The 15,926-nt window shown below is 64.5% G+C and carries 17 protein-coding genes; 7 read left to right on the forward strand and 10 right to left on the reverse strand.

Features of this window, described 5'->3' with window-relative positions:
• Positions 1-257: 257 nt before the first annotated feature.
• On the forward strand, positions 258-1,496 hold the full coding sequence (locus ACPW75_RS23810; RefSeq protein WP_016352105.1) for a multifunctional CCA addition/repair protein: 1,239 nt from the start codon (positions 258-260) through the stop codon (positions 1,494-1,496).
• Positions 1,497-1,579: 83 nt separating this feature from the next.
• Here the strand turns inward: ACPW75_RS23810 and ACPW75_RS23815 are convergent, their stop codons facing one another.
• From ACPW75_RS23815 to ACPW75_RS23830, 4 genes are all read right to left on the reverse strand, one after another.
• Positions 1,580-2,458, reverse strand: a complete 879-nt coding sequence (locus ACPW75_RS23815) for a hypothetical protein (RefSeq protein ID WP_077095198.1) — start codon at positions 2,456-2,458, stop codon at positions 1,580-1,582.
• A gap of 76 nt (positions 2,459-2,534) precedes the next feature.
• Positions 2,535-3,449, reverse strand: a complete 915-nt coding sequence (locus ACPW75_RS23820) for a hypothetical protein (protein WP_077095197.1) — start codon at positions 3,447-3,449, stop codon at positions 2,535-2,537.
• A gap of 96 nt (positions 3,450-3,545) precedes the next feature.
• Positions 3,546-4,235, reverse strand: a complete 690-nt coding sequence (locus ACPW75_RS23825) for an LrgB family protein (RefSeq protein ID WP_077095196.1) — start codon at positions 4,233-4,235, stop codon at positions 3,546-3,548.
• A complete protein-coding gene (locus ACPW75_RS23830) occupies positions 4,228-4,629 on the reverse strand; it encodes a CidA/LrgA family protein (RefSeq protein WP_041216456.1) in 402 nt (133 codons plus the stop codon). Before ACPW75_RS23830 ends, ACPW75_RS23825 begins: the two co-directional genes overlap by 8 nt.
• Before the next feature lie 127 nt (positions 4,630-4,756).
• Between ACPW75_RS23830 and ACPW75_RS23835 the strand changes: the two genes are divergently transcribed.
• A complete protein-coding gene (locus tag ACPW75_RS23835; RefSeq protein ID WP_077095195.1) occupies positions 4,757-5,650 on the forward strand; it encodes a LysR family transcriptional regulator in 894 nt (297 codons plus the stop codon).
• Positions 5,651-5,665: 15 nt separating this feature from the next.
• Here ACPW75_RS23835 and ACPW75_RS23840 read toward each other — a convergent pair whose 3' ends face one another.
• Positions 5,666-7,093, reverse strand: a complete 1,428-nt coding sequence (locus tag ACPW75_RS23840; protein WP_077095194.1) for a PLP-dependent aminotransferase family protein — start codon at positions 7,091-7,093, stop codon at positions 5,666-5,668.
• A gap of 128 nt (positions 7,094-7,221) precedes the next feature.
• Here ACPW75_RS23840 and ACPW75_RS23845 point away from each other — a divergent pair, with 128 nt between their 5' ends.
• The 4 genes from ACPW75_RS23845 (at position 7,222) to ACPW75_RS23860 (ending at position 10,342) form a co-directional block, all read left to right on the forward strand.
• Positions 7,222-7,689, forward strand: coding sequence for an OsmC family protein (locus tag ACPW75_RS23845; protein ID WP_077095193.1), 468 nt, complete (start codon positions 7,222-7,224; stop codon positions 7,687-7,689).
• Between the two features lie 17 nt (positions 7,690-7,706).
• Entirely contained in the window at positions 7,707-8,144 is a 438-nt protein-coding gene (locus tag ACPW75_RS23850; protein ID WP_077095192.1) for a rhodanese-like domain-containing protein, read from the forward strand.
• Positions 8,134-8,856, forward strand: a complete 723-nt coding sequence (locus ACPW75_RS23855; RefSeq protein WP_077095191.1) for a GNAT family N-acetyltransferase — start codon at positions 8,134-8,136, stop codon at positions 8,854-8,856. The genes ACPW75_RS23850 and ACPW75_RS23855 overlap by 11 nt, the downstream gene beginning before the upstream one ends.
• Positions 8,857-9,079: 223 nt before the next feature.
• A complete protein-coding gene (locus ACPW75_RS23860; RefSeq protein ID WP_077095190.1) occupies positions 9,080-10,342 on the forward strand; it encodes a DUF1479 domain-containing protein in 1,263 nt (420 codons plus the stop codon).
• A gap of 48 nt (positions 10,343-10,390) precedes the next feature.
• Here the strand turns inward: ACPW75_RS23860 and ybaK are convergent, their stop codons facing one another.
• The 3 genes from ybaK to ACPW75_RS23875 form a co-directional block, all read right to left on the reverse strand.
• Positions 10,391-10,852 (reverse strand): Cys-tRNA(Pro) deacylase, encoded by a 462-nt coding sequence (gene ybaK, locus ACPW75_RS23865; protein ID WP_011707484.1) that lies wholly within the window; start codon positions 10,850-10,852, stop codon positions 10,391-10,393.
• Between the two features lie 146 nt (positions 10,853-10,998).
• The gene (locus tag ACPW75_RS23870) at positions 10,999-12,264 is read right to left on the reverse strand and encodes an inorganic phosphate transporter (protein ID WP_016352095.1); all 1,266 of its coding nucleotides are present in this window, start codon (positions 12,262-12,264) and stop codon (positions 10,999-11,001) included.
• 23 nt (positions 12,265-12,287) lie between these two features.
• The gene (locus ACPW75_RS23875) at positions 12,288-12,968 is read right to left on the reverse strand and encodes a TIGR00153 family protein (RefSeq protein ID WP_005305357.1); all 681 of its coding nucleotides are present in this window, start codon (positions 12,966-12,968) and stop codon (positions 12,288-12,290) included.
• A 169-nt stretch (positions 12,969-13,137) separates the two neighbouring features.
• On the opposite strand from ACPW75_RS23875, the gene ACPW75_RS23880 reads away from it, so the two are divergent.
• On the forward strand, positions 13,138-14,097 hold the full coding sequence (locus ACPW75_RS23880) for an inorganic triphosphatase (RefSeq protein ID WP_077095187.1): 960 nt from the start codon (positions 13,138-13,140) through the stop codon (positions 14,095-14,097).
• A gap of 111 nt (positions 14,098-14,208) precedes the next feature.
• Here ACPW75_RS23880 and ACPW75_RS23885 read toward each other — a convergent pair whose 3' ends face one another.
• Both ACPW75_RS23885 and lpxL read right to left on the reverse strand, forming a co-directional pair.
• Positions 14,209-14,676, reverse strand: coding sequence for an energy transducer TonB (locus ACPW75_RS23885; protein WP_042064773.1), 468 nt, complete (start codon positions 14,674-14,676; stop codon positions 14,209-14,211).
• Positions 14,677-14,828: 152 nt separating this feature from the next.
• On the reverse strand, positions 14,829-15,752 hold the full coding sequence (lpxL, locus tag ACPW75_RS23890; RefSeq protein ID WP_077095186.1) for an LpxL/LpxP family Kdo(2)-lipid IV(A) lauroyl/palmitoleoyl acyltransferase: 924 nt from the start codon (positions 15,750-15,752) through the stop codon (positions 14,829-14,831).
• Between the last annotated feature and the right edge of the window lie 174 nt (positions 15,753-15,926).

Below are 15,926 nucleotides of genomic sequence, written 5' to 3' on the forward strand. Positions count from 1 at the left end.
TGTTATGGGCGGCAGGTTAAAGCCTCCCCAAAGGGATGTCAAAGACCCGGATGCCATAAGGGGGGCCAGCGCGCACCCTGATTTGCCGGCGGGAGAAAGGGCGCTGCCGGGTTGGCTGGCGAGGCTGCTGGCGAGGGGCGTTTTGCCTCTCATGGGGCCGTCGTCGGCTCGTTCCCGCCGACGGGGGATGGGGGCAGCCATAGTCTCCACCGGCCAAACCGGTATAATCGGGACAGGTTTATCAAGGGAGACACAGCTTGCAGACTTATCTGGTTGGGGGCGCGGTACGGGATCGCCTGCTGGGATTGCCGCAGGGCGACAGGGATCACCTGGTGGTCGGGGCGACCGTGGAACAGATGCTGGCGCTGGGCTTTACCCAGGTGGGCCGCGATTTTCCCGTGTTTCTGCACCCCAAGACCCAGCAGGAGTATGCGCTGGCCCGCACCGAGCGCAAGCAGGGCCGGGGATATACCGGCTTCGTCTGCCACGCCTCGCCGGAGGTGACGCTGGAGCAGGATCTGCTGCGCCGGGATCTCACCGTCAACGCCATCGCCGAGGATGAGGCGGGGCAACTGCACGATCCCTATGGTGGCATCGAGGATCTGAAACAACGGCTGCTGCGCCACGTCTCCCCCGCCTTTGCCGAAGATCCGCTGCGCATTTTGCGGGTGGCCCGCTTCGCCGCCCGTTTCCACGCCCAGGGTTTCGTGGTGGCCCCCGAGACGCTGGCGCTGATGCGCGAGATGACCGAGGCCGGCGAACTGGCTCACCTGACCCCGGAGCGGGTCTGGAAGGAGCTGGAGAAGGTGCTGCTGGGACCGACCCCGCAGGTGTTCTTCGAGGTGCTGCGCGAGTGCGGCGCCCTAGCGGCGCTGTTCCCCGAGCTGGATGCCCTGTTCGGGGTGCCTGCCCCCGCCAAATGGCACCCGGAGATCGATACCGGCATCCACACCATGATGGTGCTGGCACAGGCCTGCCGGCTTTCGCCCGAACTGGCGGTGCGCTTCGCGGCGCTGTGTCACGACTTTGGCAAGGGGCTGACCCCGCCGGAGTTCTGGCCGAGCCACCACGGCCACGGCCAGAAGGGCTTGCCGCTGATCCGCGATTTCTGCGAGCGGTTCCGGGTACCGAACGAGTGCCGCGATCTGGCGCTGCTGGTGAGCGACCTGCACACCCATATCCACATCGCCTTCGAGCTCAAGCCGGCGACCCTGCTCAAGGTGTTCGACAAGGCCGATGCCTGGCGCAGGCCGGAGCGCTTCGCCCAGTTGCTGGACGCCTGCCGGGCCGATTTCCACGGCCGTACCGGCTTCGAGGAGCGGGTCTATGCCGAGCCCGACTATGTGGCGCAGGCACTGGCGGCGGCCCAGGCCGTGCCGGTGAAGGAGATAGTGGCGGCCGGGTTCAAGGGGGAGGCTATTCGCGAGCAGCTGGCCAAGCGGCGGCTCGACGCCATCAGCCGGGTGCGCGACGAGTGGACCTTCCTCGAGGATTGACGAGGTGTGGAGACGAGGCATGGATAAAAAAGCCCGGGTCACTGACCCGGGCTTTTTTATTGCGGCGTCTGCACGGCAGGCGGCTATTCACCTGGGCCGAAGCGCCCCTGTACGGGGTCGTAGTAGTAAGCCTCATAGTTGAAATCGATCCCCTCGATGTAGGGATTCTCCAGCCGGAACAGCCGGCGGGTATGGAGGTGAGCGAAGCTCAGCGAGGGTTTGAAGGTCTTGAGCCAGAGCGCCTGCAGGGAGCCGTCGCGCCAGGCGGCCTTGAGCCCCTGCTGCACCCGGGTGATGGCCTGTTGGTTGCTGTTGTGGGTGAAGAAGACCCTGGGCAGCGGATAGTAGAGCGCCACGTTCTCATCCATCACCAGCCCGGGGACATCCCTATGGTTCAGTTTCTCCTGGGGCAACTCGTTGATCCCGCGGCAGAAGAGTGCGAAACGGCCGCGCGCCACCATCTTGAACAACTGCTCGTAGCCTTCCACCTCCTGCACCTTGAAACCGGCCCGCTGCAGGATCTGCACGTCGAGCCAGCCCTTGCCCTGACCGATGTCGAAGCGCTTGAGTCCCTCCAGGCTGGTCACTCCGGCGACGGCGCTCTGCTGCTCGGGGCTGACGAAGCAGATGCGGTAGCTGACGATGCCGAGGTGGATGGGAAAGCGCACGTAGTCGATGCCGTTCATGTCCCGATCGGAGCGGTAGCTGTCCATGGCGAACAGGTTGGGGTAGTCATTGAAGCGCAGGCTGACCCACATCCGGGCCAGGGTCATGGGGGGCGCGGCCTGCATCCGGTAGTCGCCGTGGCTGGCGCGGGTCTTCTCCAGTGCCAGGCGCAGCAGCTCTCGATCATAGGTGCTTCTGGGATCGTGCTCGCTCTCCGGACTCATGTAGGTGAACAGGGTCGGGCTGGCCAGCACGGGCAGGGACAGCAGCAGGGCGAGCAGCGGGGTCCAGTGCATCATGAGCTCCTGTGAAAAGCTGAGACTCCTCTGAGTGTAGTGGCTCTCCCCAGCTGCGGGCGGGGAGCAGCCGGAGTCACTGCTTGCCGCTGGCCGGCTCGCCGGGCCCGAAGCGCTGGGTGAGGGGATCGTAAAGGTAGGGCTGGTAATCGAAGTCGAGCCCTTGCAGCAAGGGGTTGTCCAGCCTGAACAGCAGCCGCTGGTCCAGCCTGGCGAAATCCAGCGCCGGCTTGAAGGTCTTGAGCCAGAGCGCCTGCAGGGAGCCGTCCTGCCAGGCCAGTTGCAGGCCGGCCCGGACCCGGCGCAGGGCGTGTTGGTTATCCTTGTGGCTGTAGAAGAGGTGGATGAAGGGGTAGTAGAGCGCCAGATGCTGGTCGACCGTCAATTTTTCCAGATCCCGGTGCGTATCCAGCTCTGTCAGCAGCTCATTGGCTCCCCGGCAGAACAGATCCACCCGGCCGCGCACCACCAGCTTGAACAGCCGCTCGTACCCCTCCACCTCCTGTACCTTGAAACCGGCCCTGCGCAGTATCTCGGCATCCTGCCAGCCGCGGCCCTGGCCATGGCTGAACTGCTGCAGCTCGTGCAGGGTTCGGACTTGGGCCACGGCTTGCTGCTGTTTGGGGCTGACGAAGCAGATGCGATAGCCGAGGATGCCGAGATCCACCGGAAAGCGGACATAGTCGAGGTCGTGGCTGCCCTCCGGGCGCGGGAAGCTGTCGATGGCCAGCAGGTTGGGGTAGAGGTTGTACTGCAGCACCTGACGCAGCCGGGTTCGGCTCATGGGGGGGGCCGGTCGCAGCTCGTAGTCGCCGAAGCTGTCGCGGGTCTTTTCCAGCGCCAGTTGCAGCAGCTGCTGGCCGTAGAGGGTGCGCAGGTCCCGCTCACTCTCGGGGCTGACGTGGGTCACTATGTCCAGGGCCGGCAGAAGGGGGGAGAAGAACAGGCTGCCGGCCAGCAGCCCGAGGATCATCACTCTGTGGTTCATCATACCGCTCACTGCTGTCACATTGAGTTGAGTGTAGCGGCTGTGGTGCCAAGGCTGGGGTCCTGGGCCCGGGAAACCCGGCTTTTACCGACGAGTTGGTTACCAGAACAGCTGGCCGAGCAGGGGGGCCAGCAGCACGGTCACCATGCCGGCGATCATCATCACCATGCTGGAGACCACCCCCTCCTCGTTGCCCATCTGATAGGCCTTGGCGGTGCCAGCGCCGTGGGCCGAGGCACCAAACCCTGCCCCCTTGCCGAGTCGGCTGCGAATGGCCAGCAGGGTGAGCACACTCTCGCCGACTGCCATGCCGATGACGCCAGTCAGCACCACGAACAGCGCGGTGAGATCGGTCTGGCCGCCAATGGCGCGGGTCGCCTCCACCGCAAACGGGGTGGTGATGGAGCGCATCGCCAGACTGCGCTGCAGCATGTCGGAGAGATTGAGCCAGCGGGCCAGCAGCACGGTACTGCCCACCGCCATCACCACCGAGGCGACCACCCCCACCGACAGCGACAGCCAGTGGCGGCGAATGAGCTGGCGGTTCTCGTAGACCGGCACCGCGAAGGCGACGGTGGCCGGCCCCAGCAGCCACAGCAGCCAGTGGGATTCGGCCATGTAGTCCTGATAGGGGATGTGGAACAGCATCACTACCGCCACCAGCAGGGTGGGGGCCAGCAGCAGCGGCATCAGGGGCAGGATGCGCTTCTTGCCGTAGAGCCACTTGCTGGCGTAGTAGAACAGCAGGGTGAGGGCGAAGCAGAGCAGGCCGAGCAGGGTATCAGACATGACGACGACTCCGGCGGGCCAGTTTCAACTCGAGGCGATAGACCCGGTCCACCACCAGCGCCGTGGTGCCGAGCACCAGTATGGTGCTGAGCAGCAGCACCACCATGATGCGCCACCCCTCCTGCAGCAGCAGATCCTGATAGTTGACCACCGCCACCACCGCCGGCACGAAGAACAGCAGCATCTCGGCCAGCAGCCAGCGGGCGCCGGCGCTGAACCAGCGGGTCTTGACCACGCCGAGCAGGATCAAGGCCAGCAGGGCCAGCATGCCGGTGAGGTTGGCAGGCAGCGGCAGATGGAAGGTACGTACCGCCAGATCGGCCAGCAGCCAGATGGCGGCCAGCAGGGCGATTTGGAAGGGGGTCTGGAACCAGCGAATGCAGAGGGCTTTCATGATCTAGGTCTTTCTGTGAACTTGCTCACAGTATAGAGAGAGGCCAAACCTGCAAAAAATGAATTTAAATTATCAAAATCATGCCAAAGAGGCATGATCAGGTTTTGCCGTCCGCCAGGAGAGAGCCATGGACATCCGCGCCCTGCGTTACTTTGTCGAACTGGTGCGGGAACAGAGCTTCACCCGCGCTTCCGAGAAACTGTTCGTCACCCAGCCCACCATCAGCAAGATGATCCGCAACATGGAGGAGGAGCTGGGTCAGCCCCTGCTGAGCCGCGCGGGGCGCCGCTTCACCCTGACCGACAGCGGCCGGGTGCTGTTCAACCGGGCCCAGACCATCCTGGCCGAGATGCAGCAGCTGGAGGCGGAGCTCGCCGATCTGCAGAGTCTGCAATTCGGCCGGCTGGCGCTCGGCATTCCGCCCATGGTGGGCCACGTCTATGCCGATCTGATCCGCGCCTACCGCAGTCGCTACCCCAAGGTCGAGCTCTCCATCGTCGAGTACGGCGGCCGGCGCATCGAGCAGGCGGTGCTGGAAGGGGAGCTGGATCTCGCCATCACCATGCTGCCGACCAAAGAGGGGGGCGCCCTCAGTGCGCTGGAGCTGGACCAGTACCCGATCCAGGTGGTGCTGCCCGACCTGCCGCGCTGGCGCGATAGCTCTGAAATCCGGCTGGAGGCGCTCTGCGACGAGCCCTTCCTGCTCTACACCCAGGCCTTCACCCTGAGCGAGCGGCTGGAGCAGGCGTGCCGAGCGGCCGGCTTCGAGCCCCAGGTGGCGGCACGCAGCAGCCAGTGGGACTTTCTCACCGCCATGGTGCGCAGCGGCATGGGGGTCGCCTTTCTGCCCGACCCCATCTGCCGGCGGCTGGCGCCGGACGGCCTGGTGTTGCGACCGCTGGTGCCCGAGCTGAGCTGGCGGCTCGGGGTGATCTGGCCGAGCGAACGCTACCTCTCCCGCACCGCCGAGGCCTGGCTGGCGCTCTGCCGCGAGCAGGGGCAAACCGGCTCCCAAGGCTGAGTGGACGGGCCGCCTTCAGCGGGCGGCCAGCAGGCTGCCCAGCTGGCGGCAGAGACGGCGCAGGGCCTGGTTGTCGAGGGAGGCAAAGCCGAGCAGCCACCCCTCCTGCGTCGGCGGGGCCAGGTAGAACTGGCCGAGGGGGCGCAGCCCCAGCCCCTGTGCGTTGGCGGCCTCTGTCCAGCGCGCCTCGCCGCCGGGGGGCAGCCGCACGGCGCACTGCAGGCCGGCCCCGCTGTGGATGGGGGTAAGGGCGGGGCAGTGGTTGGCCAGCTCGGCCAGCAGCAGGTCGCGGCGGCTCTGGTAGACCAGCCGGCTCTGGCGCAGGTGGGTGGCGAAGTGGCCGGCGCGGATGAAGTCGGCGGTCACCGCCTGCAGCAGCTGGTTGCTGTGGCCATCGACCGCGGCCCGGGCCCGACAGAAGGACTCCATCAGCGGCCTGGGCAGCACCAGGTAGGCGAGGCGCAGCGAGCCGAACAACACCTTGCTGAAGGTGCCCACGTAGAGCACCCGTCCCTGACCATCCAGCCCCTGCAGGGCGGGGAGCGGCCGCTGATCGTACTGGTACTCGCCGTCGTAGTCGTCTTCCAGGATCCAGGCGCCGTGCCGCTCGGCCTCGGCCAGCAGCGCCATCCGCCGCGGCAGGCTCATGGGCACGCCGAGCGGATACTGGTGGGCGGGCGTGGTGTAGATGAGCCGCGGTGCCGGGTGTGCCCCCTGCGGGTTGAGCCCCTCTTCATCCACCGGCACCGGGTGCACCCGGGCGCCGGCACTCTCCATGGCGGTGCGGGCCCCGGGGTAGCCGGGATCCTCCACCCAGACGGTATCGCCGGCATCGATCAGCAGCTGGGTCGCCAGCAGGATCCCCTGCTGGGAGCTGGTGAGGATCAGGATCTGGTCCGGCTCGCATACCACGCCGCGCGATTGCACCAGATAGCTGCTGATGGCGCCGCGCAGCGCCTCCAGCCCCTGCGGCTCCCCGTAATTCATCCAGTCACCGGCGTGCCGGCGCCACTGCTGCTGCATCAACCGGCCCCACAGGGTCTGCGGGAAGAGGCGGGGATCCGGCTGGCTGGAGGCAAAGGAGCGGCCCACCTCGGGCACGTCGTGACAGGCGCCGCTGTCGGCCATCTCCTGACCTCGGCGCGACAGACCGGCCGCCGACTGGGGTGGGCGCGGCGTCGGGGAGACCGCGGCCAGTGCCACGAAGCTGCCGGCCCCCACCTTGCGCACCAGATAGCCCTCTGCCTCCAGCCGGCCATAGGCCAGCTCCACCGTGCTGCGGGAGACCCCCAGATCGGCGGCCAGCATGCGGCTGGCGGGCAGCCGGCTGTGCTGGGGCAGGTGGCCGGCCAGCATGGCCGAGCGCAGGGTGCGGACCAGCTGTTCGTGCAGCGGCAGATCGCTGGCTTGCTGGGTGGCAAACAGGGTGGGCAGGGCAGGCATGGGGATCTCCCGGGCGCTAATTGGTCTGCTCATATTGGCAAAATTGGTCGGCGTGGCAAGGCCATTATGTCGCTACATTGAGGCTCAAGGTTCGGGATTCACAACTATTGGCAATGAAAGGAGTCTGCATGTCGGAGTACAGCGCCACCATCAGCTGGCAGCGCGGGGCCAGCGAGCCCTTCGTTGATCAAGGTTACAGCCGGGCCCACTGGTGGGAGTTCGACGGCGGCGTCAGGGTGCCCGCCTCCTCGTCTCCCCACGTGGTGTCGCTGCCCTGGTCGGTGGCCGAGAACGTCGACCCGGAAGAGGCCTTCGTCGCGGCGATCTCCAGCTGCCACATGCTCACCTTTCTCTGGCTGGCGGCCAGGGCGGGCTACCTGGTGGAGAGCTACCGGGACGAGGCGGTGGGCATCATGGAAGCCAATGCCCGCGGTCGTCAGGCCATCACCCGGGTCACCCTGCAGCCGCTGGCGCAGTTCGGCGGTGAACGGCAGCCGGATCTGGCCGCGCTGGAGCAGTTGCACCATCAGGCACACGAGGAGTGTTTCATCGCCAACTCGGTCACCACCGACATCACCACCCGGATCCGGGTTTGAGTACAAGGAGCGTCACTATGAGTCATGTATTGAGCAGCGGGCTGGCCAGTGCCGAACAAGCCCGCCTCTTCTTCGAGGCCCAGCTGGCCTTGCGCACTGATCCGGCGGATCTGGCCGCCGATCTGCTGGCCGGTGAAGAGCGGATCGTCGTCATCGACACCCGCTCTGCCGGTCACTATGCCGAGGGACACATCCCTGGTGCCATCAGCTTCCCCCACGCCACCATGAACCCGGCCACCACGGCCGCGCTGGCGCGGGACAAGGTCTATGTCTGCTATTGCGACGGCATCGGTTGCAACGGCTCGACCCGGGGTGCCTACAAGCTGGCGGCGCTCGGTTTTCAGGTCAAGGAGCTGATCGGTGGGCTGCACTGGTGGCGGCAGGACGGCTTTGCCGTCGCCACCGGTAGCGAACCGGGCGTGCTGCAAACGGGAGGGATTGCCTGTGGCTGCTGACATCCATCTGAATGAGTTCGGCCAGCCGGTCGGTGCGCCGCTGCCCGACTGGCGGGGCGCCGAGTTCCCGCCCCGTCGCCCCCTCAACGGCTGGGGTTGCCGGCTGGCGCCGCTGGATCCTGAGCGTCATGGCCCCGGCCTGTGGCAGGCCTTCAGCGCCGACAGCGGGGCCATGTGGACCTACCTGACCACAGGCCCTTACGCAACAGAGGCTGACATGCTGGTCTGGCTGCGAGAGTGCGCCGCCAAGAGCGACCCCCAGTTCTACACCATCTTCGACGAGCATGGTGAACAGCCGCTGGGGCTGGCCAGCTACCTGCGCATCGACCCTCTGGCCGGCAGCATCGAGGTGGGCTGGCTGCACTTTTCCCCCGCCTTGCAGCGCTCGCGGTTGGCGACGGCGGCGATGGCGCTGATGATGGCCAATGCTTTTGCCCTCGGCTATCGGCGTTACGAATGGAAGTGCAATGCCTTCAACCAGCCCTCCTGGCAAGCGGCGTTGCGCCTTGGTTTCAGCTACGAGGGGACCTTTCGCCAGAGCCGGGTGGACAAGGGGCGCACGCGCGATACCGCCTGGTTCTCGGTGATCGACAGTGAGTGGCCGGCGCTGCAGGCCTGCTTTGCGCGCTGGCTGGCGCCTGACAACTTCGATGCGCAGGGGCACCAGCGCCTGCGCCTCTCGACCCTCACGGCCGCCTTGCGCGGCGCTTGAATAAACCAGGGCGGCCATGGCCGCCCTGTTGTTTTTGCCGTCTTGTCTGCTCTCTGCTGATCTCCCTTCGCTTCTCTCTCTGCACTGCTTCTTCGCTGCGTCTTCACTGCCCGGGTGCGGAGAAGATTGTATTAACATTTTTTTAATGTATCTTGTTTTTGAAATTATATGTTGTTTCGAACGAAAGTTTTTGCTGGCTTTCGTCCATTATCCAGGAGGCAAGATGAGCGTCACCCATACCCAGTTGCCCGCCGATCACAAGGCGGCCATCCGTCAGATGAAACAAGCCCTGCGCGCACAACTCGGCGACGTGGAGGCGGTCTTTGCCGAGGTCAGCCGCCGCATCGAGGCGCGGGTGGCCGAGGTGGAAGCGTTGCGAGCCCGTGGTGAGCCGGTGTGGCCAGAACTGGATTACCAGGCGCTGGCGGCGGGCCAGGTCGGCGAGGCCGAGCGTGCAGCCATACGGCGGCGCGGCTGCCTGGTGATCCGCGGGCACTTTGCACGGGAACGGGCGCTGGCCTGGGATCGCGACATGCTCGACTACCTGGATCTCAACCGTTTTGATGAGCTGTATCGCGGTCCCGGCGACAGTTTCTTCGGCTCCCTTGCCGCGTCGCGCCCCGAGATCTATCCCATCTACTGGTCACGGGCCCAGATGGAGGCGCGCCAGAGCGACGAGATGGCGACCGTGCAGTCGTTCCTGAACCGCCTGTGGCAGTTCGAGCGACCGGATGGGATACCCTGGTTCGACCCGGACGTGAGCATCATCTATCCCGATCGTATTCGCCGCCGTCCGCCCGGCACTAGTTCTCGCGGGCTGGGGGCCCATACCGACTCGGGGGCCCTCGAGCGCTGGTTGCTGCCGGCCTACCAGCAGGTGTTCGCACCGATTTTCCGGGGGGACATAGCCGCCTACGATCCCTGGGATGCGGCCCATCGCACCGAGGTCGAGGAGTACAGTGTGGAGAACACCACCAAGTGCTCGGTATTTCGTACCTTCCAGGGGTGGACGGCGCTCTCCGACATGTTGCCGGGGCAGGGGTTGCTGCACGTGGTGCCGATCCCCGAGGCGATGGCCTACGTGCTGCTGCGGCCGCTGCAGCCGGACGTGCCGGAAGATGAGTTGTGCGGTGTCGCGCCGGGCAAGGTGCTGCCGGTCTCCGAGACCTGGCATCCGCTGTTGCTGCGGGCGATGAGCTCGATCCCGGCGGTGACCGCAGGGGATTCGGTCTGGTGGCACTGCGACCTGATCCACGGCGTGGCGCCGGTGGAGCAGCAGCAGGGGTGGGGCAACGTCATGTATATTCCGGCGGCGCCCCGCTGCGAGAAGAACCTGGCCTATGCGCGCCTGGTGCGGCAGGCATTGGAGCAGGGGGCTTCGCCTGGCGACTTCCCCCGCGAAGATTACGAGGCCGACTGGCAGGGGCGCTTCACCCTGGCCGATCTGAACGACCATGGCCGCCGCGCACTGGGCATGCTCCCGTAAACGAGAGTGGCCGGGCGGGCCTGCGCAGTGGCAGGTCCGCTCACGCCTCTATTCCCCGATGGGGGCGGCGATCCACTGCATCAGGCGCAGCATGTCAGCAGGCGCCACCCCCACCGAGAGGCCGCGCTTGCCACCGCTCACCAGGATCTCGTCAAACTGCATGGCCGAGTCGTCGAGCACGGTGGGCAAGAGCTTCTTCTGGGCCAGCGGGCTGATGCCACCGACCTTGTAGCCGGTCAGCTTCTCCGCCTCCGCCGGCTTCATCATCTCCACCTTCTTGAGACCGGTGGCCTTGGCCAGCTGCTTGAGGCTGCACAGGCCGGACGAGGGGACGATGGCCACCACCGCCTGCTTGTCGTGATGGGCGATCAGGGTCTTGAACACCTGGGCCTCCGGCAGGCCGAGCTGGGTCGCGGCATGCTTGCCGAAGTCGTCGTGGGCTTCGCACTCGTAGGGGTAGAGCTTGTGGGGGATCTTGAGCTTCTTCAGCAGGTTGATGGCTGGCGTCATGATGGGTGCCTTGAGTCGAAACAAGGCCAAACAGTCTGCGCCTGTGGGGCGGGTGATGCAAGTTGCTCGCGTCCCCAAGGTGCGGATGAGCGTGCCGAGATAAAAAAGCCCGGGTCAATGACCCGGGCTTTTCATTGCAGCGCGCCTCAGGAGAAGCAGATCTGCAGCACGTAGAAGATGGCGATGGCCAGGATGGCGCCAGCGGGCAGGGTGATGACCCAGGAGACCACGATGTTGCGCAGCACACCCAGGTTCAGCGCCGCGATGCCGCGCGCCAGACCCACGCCCATGACCGCACCGACCAGGGTCTGGGTGGTGGAGATGGGCAGACCGGTGCCGGAGGCGATCACCACGGTGGCGGCGGTGGCCAGCTGGGCGGCGAAGCCACGGCTCGGGGTCAGGTGGGTGATGCCGGTACCGACGGTGGCCATCACCTTCTCGCCCATGGTGGCCAGACCGATGACGATGCCGATGCCGCCGAGCGGCAGGATCCACCAAGCGATGTGGGAGCTGCCGCCGATCTCGCCGCCGGCCGCCACGATGGAGGCGACCGCGGAGAGCGGGCCGATGGCGTTGGCCACGTCGTTGGAGCCGTGGGCAAAGGCCATGGCACAGGCGGTGATGATCATCAGGATGCCGAATACCTTCTCCACGTTGGCGAAGTGCATCTTGCTGTCATCCTGTGGGTTGTACTGCTGGCCACGAATGTAGAGCCAGCCGGCAAACGCCACCGCGATGGAGATGGCGATGGAGAGCAGGATGCCTTCGCCGTCGGTCAGGTGCAGACCGACGTGGGTCAGCCCCTTCTTGATGGTCACCAGACAGATCACCAGCGCAGTCAGGAACATGTAGAAGGGTACGTAGCGCTTGGCGTTGTTGAGGGGATCATCGGTGTTGAAGATGAGCTTCTGCACGCTGATGAACATGAAGTAGGCGATGACGCCCGAGATGGCCGGGGTGATGATCCAGGAGCCGACGATGCCGCCGAACTTGCTCCACTGTACCGCTTCCGGGCCAATGCTCACCACGGCGAAACCGACGATGGCACCGATGATGGAGTGGGTGGTGGAGACGGGCCAGCCGAAGTAGGAGGCCAGGATCAACCAGGCGCCGGCGGCCAGCAGGGAGGCGATCATGCCGAGCACCAGCAGATCCGGCGTATCGGCAAAGGCGTTGCTGTCGATGATGCCGTTGCGGATGGTCGCGGTCACTTCGCCGCCGGCCAGATATGCACCGGCAAACTCGAAGATCATGGCGATGATGATGGCCTGACGGATGGTCAGGGATTTGGTGCCGACCGACGTGCCCATGGCGTTGGCAACGTCATTCGCGCCAATACCCCAGGCCATCAAAAAGCCGAACAAGGCCGCCACGAGCACCAGGGTGGTGCCGTAATTCGCGATAATGTCCATTTAGTGTTTACCCAGTCAGTCGATTACGAACGAGCCAGCATCAGTTCCAGACGGGCGCCAACGCGCTCGGCCTGATCTGCCAGGTCACCTACCCATTCGAGGATCTTGTAGAGGAACATAACGTCGATCGGATTGTATTTCTGCTCAACGGCTTGCAGCTGTTGGCGCAGCCCGATCTGCATGGTGTCAGTATCGTCCTCGATAAGATCCAGCTGGTGGATCATCTCGGCAACCATTTCAACTTCACGTCCTTTAAAGCCGGTTTCGAGCAGCTCATCGAGTTCTCCGATGGCTTTCTCGGCTTGGGCGGTCGCATCGATACAGCGTTTGAGATAGGCCATGAAATCGGCACGCATCTCGGAAGGAAATTCCATTTTGCGGCCAAGCATGCGGCCGGAAATATCCTTGGCACGGTTGGCAATCTTGTCCTGCTGGGTCAGCAGTTCGAGCAGGTCGGTACGGGCAACCGGCAGGAACAGACCGCGAGGCAGCTTCAGACGAATTTCACGCTTGAGGATGTCCGCTTCTTTTTCCAGCTGGGCAATCTGCTGCCGGATCTTCTCGGCATCTTCCCAACGGTCTTCGGCAACGGCATCAAAGAAGGGGACCAACTGCTGGGAGCACTGGTGAACCTTGACGATATGCTTCTGCAGCGGCTTGATGGGGGACTTGGCAAAAAGCCCCAAAATAGTATTTACTGGCATGGCCAAACCTGTGTCGGTGAAAAAACACTCGATACGATTTTATGAGGGGCGCATGGTAACCGAACTGCGCCATCAATAAAACCGTGAATTAATCCTGATGTATCGCAGGCATTATATCCTCGCGCTTAGCATCACGCCCCCCAAAGTTGCCTGCCAGCCCGGAATGACTATGCAAACTGAGATCGAGATAAAGTTTTTTGTCTCCCGAGATATTCGACAGCCTTTTTTCAACCTTCTGAATTCACTGGAAATTATATCCAACTCTCAAGCCGAGCTCGGCAATGTCTATTTTGATACGCCAGCGCTGGATTTGCGCCGCCTGGAGATGGGATTGCGGATCCGTCGCAGCGATGATTTCGCCGAACAGACGATTAAATGTCGGGGCCAGGCGGTGGGCGGATTGCATGCCAGACCCGAATACAATGCCCCGGTCGCTGGCGATATGCCCGCGCTTGACGCTTTTCCTGACGAGATTTGGCCGAGTCTTTCCACACGGGATGCAATCCAGAGCGCCCTGGTGGCCCAGTTTCGTACCGACTTCCTGCGCCGCCACTGGTTGATCGCCTTCGCGGGGGCTGAGATCGAGCTGGCCTGGGATCAGGGGGAGATCGTCGGCGTGCTCGGCAAGAGCCGCATCGACGAGCTGGAGCTGGAGCTCAAATCCGGCGAGGCGAGCGCCCTGTTCGGCTTGGCAGAGCAGCTGGCCGGGCTTGGCGGCCTGCGGCTCGGGGCTCAGTCCAAGGCCCAGCGCGGTTATCGGCTGGCTGGGCTCGGCAAGCCGCTGGCGCTGCAGGCCTTGCCTGCATTGACCGACCTGAGTGCGACCGAGCGGATCGCTCTCGGCCTGCAGCACTGGCAGCATCACGAGCAGTACTGGCTGGAACAGACGGACGCCGAGGCGCAGGGGCTGGCGTTGCAGCAGCTGCGCCTGGGCATGGACCTTATTGCCGAGGCGGCCGGCAGGTTGCCGGCCGTGGACTGGTTGGTTGAGCTGACCCGGTTCGGGCCGCGGCTGGCCTCGGCCGCCGGACAGGCCGACTGGCAGCAGGCGTTGCCGGCCCTGTTCCTTCAGGCCGACTATGTGCGCCTGCAACTGGCCATCGCCGCCTGGCTGCATCGGCAAGAGTGATGAGCCGAGCTGTGTCGCGCCTGCAATTTAAAAAAGGTGAGCCTGGCTCACCTTTTTCTTTGGCTGTCGATGGGGCCAGCGGGGCTGGCAATGGAGGCCTGCGCGGCTGATTCAGACCTGGGTGTAGATCAGCCCGGTACTGCGCACCACGTCTTCCCCCTGGCAGCGCAGTTCCAGTTCGCTGGTGTCGCAGGGCTGGCCGTTGTGCTCGATGCAGAATTCGAAGCGGGTACGGGATTTGACCGGGATGTGCTGCGAGTTGGTGGGGGTGGCCTGCCATTGCCACTGCTGCAGCACGGCGATGGCGGCGTCGCTGAACTGCGGGTCGCTGCTGTCCAGCACCCGGATCTGTTCGGCCCGTCCCGCCGGGTTGATCACGTACTCGAGCGAGCTGCAACCGGTCTGCCCGGCCAGGATGGCCTCTTTGGGGTAGCGGGACTCCATCCGGGTGAGCGGGCTCCACTGGGCGTTCACTTCCTTGAGATCGCTTAAGGGGAGGGAGGTCAGATGGACGTTATGGGTCTGCTGGCTGCAGCCGGTCAATGCGCACAGGGCGCCCAGCAAAAGAGTGGCTTTCATGTTCGCTTCCCTTCGTTATTGGTATTGCTGGCGGGCCGGGGCCCGCCGCTCGGCAGGGCCATTAATAAAATATTCAGCCACGAATGAAAACCCTTTACCGGCAACAGGCCACAAAAAACCGCCTTTCGGCGGCTTTTTCGGTTTTTTCCCACTCAGTAATAGCCCGCATCGTCCGGGTTGGGCCTGGTCTTGAAGCGGCGGTGCAGCCACATGTACTGCTCCGGCGCCTTGCGCACGGCGGCTTCTATCTCGCGGTTGGCACGGGTCGCATCAACCAGGTCGTCACCGCTCGGATAGTCGGCGAGCGGCGCCCCGATATGCAGGGTGTAACCCTCGCTGGTGCGAATGTTGTAGCAGGGCAGGGTGACGGTATTTTTCACCCGCGCCAGGGTGGCAGTGCCGGTGATGGTGGCGGCCTGCTCCACCGCGAAGTAGGGCACGAACACGCTGGCATGGCTGCCGTAGTCATGATCCGGCGCATACCAGAGCGCATCGCCGTTGCGCAGCGCCTTGATCATCCCTTTCACGTCCATCCGGTCCACCAGGTATTTGTTGGAGGCGCAGCGACCGTGGTACTGGGCATACTCCAGCACAGGGTTGGTGTTGGGACGGTAGACGCCGACCCCGGGCCGTACCAGGCCGAAGCAGCGGGCGTTGAGCTCCAGCGTGAGGAAATGGCAGGAGAGCAGCAGCATGCCCTGACCCTTCTCCATGGCGGCGATGACGTGCTCTTCCCCTTCCACCTTCATCAGGTTGCGCATCCGCCAGTCTGGCCAGAACCAGGCCATGCCGACTTCGAAGATGGCGCAGCCCACGCTCTCGAAATTCTGCTTGAGCAGTTTCTCGCGCTCATCCTTGGTCAGCTCGGGCATCGCCAGTTCCAGATTGCGGCGGGCAATCTTGACGCGGGATTTCAGCAGCTTGCGGGCCAGGCTACCGAGCTGGCGTCCCAGCCACATCTGGCTGCGCCAGGGCAGCAGCACCAGCAGCCAGAGCAGGCTGAGGCCGAACCAGCTGGCCCAGTAGCGGGGATGAAACAGGCGGGGTTCGAGGCGGGGAGCATTGTCGTGGGCCATGAAAAGTCTCTTGTTCGCAATCGCCATGCACCGGGCAAGCCCGGTCGAATAAGGGAAGGCGATAAAGGCACGTGGGGATCCTGAACGGATCGTTTTATTCGCAAGCGGGGATTCTAGCCGAAAAGCGGGGTCGGGAGCGAATGGCTATGTGCTGGTCAGAGGGGCTGATGGTGG

This window comes from Aeromonas sp. FL131 (genome assembly GCF_049860615.1).
Taxonomy (GTDB): domain Bacteria; phylum Pseudomonadota; class Gammaproteobacteria; order Enterobacterales; family Aeromonadaceae; genus Aeromonas; species Aeromonas hydrophila.